The organism is Oikeobacillus pervagus, from assembly GCF_030813365.1.
In the GTDB taxonomy this organism is placed as follows: domain Bacteria; phylum Bacillota; class Bacilli; order Bacillales; family DSM-23947; genus Oikeobacillus; species Oikeobacillus pervagus.
Map to the genome: position 1 here is coordinate 1 of NZ_JAUSUC010000089.1, position 3999 is coordinate 3999.

Sequence of the window (3999 nt, forward strand, 5' to 3'; positions counted from 1 at the left end):
TCTAACTAGGCTATTTTTTCGATCTCAATTTCCCTTAGCGTTATAAATTTCATTAAATTCTCAAAGTTTTAGATTGCGGTGAATAATTCAGGTTATAATATCTGGAAACTAACACAGATCATATTTATTCTAATATTTCACCGTCTTTAAAATTTGTGAAAAAGAACTGACATCCTCGTCAGTTCTTTTGGCAGTTTATTCATTCAAATCAAATTCTTCTTGTTGCTTTGGATCCATTTCATCTTTTTCTCCATCCAATCCATAGTGTTCACGAATTTTCACCATAATTTCGCTACGTATCTCTGGATTTTCTTTTAAAAACTGTTTTGCATTTTCACGTCCTTGGCCTAATCTCTCTTCATTGTATGAATACCATGAACCACTCTTTTGAACAATATCTAAATCAGCTCCTAAATCAATCACTTCGCCTTCTTTAGATATCCCTTCCCCGTACATAATATCGACTTCAGCAGTCCGGAATGGAGGGGCCACTTTATTTTTGACCACTTTTATTCTCGTTTTATTCCCAACCATTTCATTTCCTTGTTTCAATGTTTCTGCACGGCGAACTTCTAAGCGAACAGAGGAATAAAACTTCAACGCACGACCACCTGGAGTCGTCTCGGGATTACCAAACATCACGCCGACTTTCTCGCGAATTTGATTGATAAAGATCGCGATTGTTTTAGATTTATTAATCGCACCTGAAAGTTTTCTAAGGGCTTGAGACAATAGTGATAGGTAAGATTTTGATGCTATCTCCATCTTTTCCCCCACTCCACACCGTACGTGACAGTTTCCCATCATACGGCGTTCCATCATGACTTATATTTAGAAGTAATCAATGTATTTCCTACCATTTGTCGGTATTGATTTATTAATTGCACAGTCTCTTTTGGATTGGGGTTTCTAAATAAATATTCCACAATTCTCATCTCTGCTGATACTAAATTATCATGGATTAGCTTTCTACCCTCAATTGTATAATCTCAAGTATTTTGATTAAAGTTCATTGGTGGTTTGGTTTTTACACCACCAATTGTTTAGCTTTATCACACATATAAGATTTAACTACCCATTTTCCCTTCTTGAGGACTGTTTTGATTTTAAAACCCAAGAATTCTGTATAATTAGTTTTCATGTATACTATCTTTGACTTTTCTGGGCTAATATCTAACCGCAACCTTTTCTCTGGTAGTGAAGTCGGTTTCCCCAATTTATAGGTTCACCTCTTTTGTTTCTACTCGAACCTTCAATCATACATTAATTTCTTCTAATATAAGTTCATTGACTTGTGGCTATCCCTCCACCCCTTATTATCAGGGTTTCAAAGGTACTGTGCCACTACTCTCACAACGATTAAGGTATGTTATAGATAAAAAATCCTTTCCATACCAACACTTCATTGATAGTAAGTCTCTCCATGTTCGTTGCTTTCCACGTTCCAATATTCCTATCTCACACATACACCCTTAGGTGCTACCTTTAAGCCTGTTCGCTTGATAATGCCTGTAACATTATAGGGTTTTTCATAGTCTAAAGTTTTACTCAACCCCACGAACATCATCTAATTGATGATAACAGCATTTCTACTGTTCAGCCTTTAGGCTCGTACATTCGGTAGTTCGTCAGTTCCAGTAAGCTAAGGAACATTCTCACCATAGGTGTTTTATAGACCCCCGACCTATCAGTTGTACCATCCACCTCTGGATAGCTTTCGGTTAGCATTTATGAGCCACTTCGACAACCTTCAGTCGACTTCAACGGGCTTTGCACATGATTATTCTTACCTATAATCATGCACACCGTAGTATTAGGGGAGACGTTTTAGGGCGTTACCCCGTCATTCCATCTCTCGGAATATCAGTTCTCCTAACAGTTAGAATTATATAACCACCTAAGAATTATGGAATCATACTGATTCGTAGTTTCAAATTCATAACTTATTAGTGGCTAACCTTTTCAGTTAGCAACGTGTCACACTAAGGCGCGCCTGTAATCCTACATGTGCGTCTCCCATTTCCCCTTCAATTTCAGCCTTAGGAACTAAAGCAGCGACCGAATCAATTACGATAATATCCACGGCACCGCTTCGAACTAACGCCTCGGCGATTTCAAGGCCCTGTTCTCCAGTATCCGGCTGTGAAAGCAATAATTCATCAATATTAACTCCTAATTTCTGAGCATAAACAGGATCCAGGGATAGCGATAGGTAAACGTCATCCTCGTCTGTGTTCATGCATTCGTACGTTATGCACGAATTTCCACACCGTTAGGAGCGTTTTTCCCCCGCTTCACACCGTACGTGCAAGTTTCCTCGCATACGGCGTTCCATCGGAACATTTCAATTACAAACGACTAAACTTCCTCTCCATGTATAACTCCTCTATATTTGTCTAATTTCTTCAAGTTTGCAGAGTTGAAGTGTTTAGTCTCTTCGTTGTTTACAACCTTTGAATGTACAAGTGAATGACACTTAATACATAGACTAGCAAGGTTAGAGACTTTGTTGATTTGGTATAGCGGCAATTTATTATCTACATGGTGGGTATGCATTGAGTAAGGATTTAAGAAATCATTACCAAAATAATTTCCTCACGGCTTCCTGAATGCGAGTTTAGTGTTGTAATTGTGATAAATTGTCTTGAGTAAGAATCAATTTGTCTGTTCCGACTATGCCCCTTCGCTCCGAGTAGTTTTTCCCTCCTTCGTACATTACTGTACGTAGTGACTAACGGCTACCCCTCAACACTACTACGGGCTGCTGCCCCCCATCTTCAACAGTCATTTCCTACTGTTTAGAACCATCAGATTTCACCATCTTTAGCATGTTCTGATGGGGTTCACTTGTACCACATTTCTTATCCTTAACATCGTTCCCTTAGACTTCCTCTCTAACCCGTCAGCCATCTTTTTGTCCGTGGTTGGTGGACGCAAGACATAAAACCTATATTGGTTTAATTCCGTTAATGCAAACACGAATACATTAACCGAGACTGAACCTCTCTTTAGGAGGCGTGAGCCTTCATTATTCGAACTCACCACGCTTTACGAGCCGTACTTCCGAGGATTCATTCCAGTGCATTAGCACTCTTTAGTCATAGGAACTTTTAGGACTCCCGGCTATTTCTCTAACCACTTCTCAGGTCTGATTTTCGCCGCCCTCTCCGAACTTCGCACCGCAATACAGTGAAATATTACCGCACGTCGGGGTATTAGAGCGTGTGACCCAACCTTGTCACAGGACTGGTACTTCCCCAGTCATTTCAGAAATGCAGTTAGGACAACATTTGTGATGTCCCGCTAGATTTTCACATAATGTTTCCACTATGCTTAGTCTAGCAACAAGTCATACCATGCTCTGCGTCAATAAAAGCGGCTTGTCCTCCTTGGGCTTGTACTTCAGCTATTGCGTGTAGGGCAACAGTCGTTTTACCTGAGCTTTCTGGTCCATATATTTCGATGATACGACCACGTGGGTATCCACCTACACCTAATGCCGCATCCAACGCTAATGAACCACTGGGAACTGTAGAAATTTTACGATCCGTCTGCTCCCCCAGTTTCATAATAGAGCCTTTACCGAATTGCTTTTCTATTTGTTTTAAAGCCATTTCCAAAGCTGCTTGGCGATCACTCATTTATGTTCCTCCTTTAATATCAATCTATTAACTACGCTAAACAGACTAGTCTCGTCTTTAAAGCATATCTTAAATATAAACGTTTAATTAGATATTTACAAGTAAAAAATCGAACATTCATTCGGTTTTTTATGTTTCCATCGCACCCATTCATATACATATTACAGGCACCACTCCTTTCGTGATGGTTTTAAAAATTTCACAAAAATGACCTCTCGTGAACCTTTCTCCAATAAATTGGAGAGCTTCTCGCTTCATTGAGCCGACTAGTGCCGCACTCTCCACGAAGGCTAGTTCCTAGCCTAGCGTGTCTTACGACACGTTTGTAAGTGTTGTACTGCCCGTTTGAGAATGTTTT

General features: G+C 39.8%; 3 pseudogenes. All 3 read right to left on the reverse strand.

The window, feature by feature from the left end:
- Positions 1–195: 195 nt before the first annotated feature.
- Positions 196–735 (reverse strand): annotated as a pseudogene (locus J2S13_RS16490) (recombinase RecA family protein); the annotation flags it as partial.
- A gap of 1249 nt (positions 736–1984) precedes the next feature.
- Positions 1985–2203 (reverse strand): annotated as a pseudogene (locus J2S13_RS17050) (recombinase RecA); the annotation flags it as partial.
- 1147 nt (positions 2204–3350) lie between these two features.
- Positions 3351–3641 (reverse strand): annotated as a pseudogene (locus J2S13_RS16500) (recombinase RecA); the annotation flags it as partial.
- Positions 3642–3999 lie beyond the last annotated feature (358 nt).